Below are 292 nucleotides of genomic sequence, written 5' to 3' on the forward strand. Positions count from 1 at the left end.
GCTCGGAACGGGTTTTCAGCCAGGCTTCGACCGCAGCACGCTGCTCTTCGGAGACCGAGCCACGCTTCTGCAGGCAAACCAGACCGTAGTCATCGCCGCCCACATAGCCCAGGCCATTGGCTTCCATGGCTTCTTTGATGAATGCTTCGAGGAAAGCGTCGATAGCTTCTTCACTCAGGCCTTCGTTGAAGTCCAGGTTCAGTTCGAAACCCAGCTCTTGAAATTCATCAACGCACAGTTTTTTGCGCAGACGCTGGGAACGGTTAGTCGCCATTGGAACAATCCTCATAAG

Annotated in this window: 1 protein-coding gene; it reads right to left on the reverse strand. The window is 54.1% G+C overall.

Annotated features, from left to right (window positions below; genetic code table 11):
• The coding region (locus AAEY88_RS12825; RefSeq protein WP_350562998.1) for a 50S ribosome-binding protein YggL at nt 1–274 on the reverse strand (274 nt) is incomplete at its 3' end.
• Nucleotides 275–292: the final 18 nt, after the last annotated feature.

This window comes from Psychrobacter sp. CAL346-MNA-CIBAN-0220 (genome assembly GCF_040309805.1).
In the GTDB taxonomy this organism is placed as follows: domain Bacteria; phylum Pseudomonadota; class Gammaproteobacteria; order Pseudomonadales; family Moraxellaceae; genus Psychrobacter.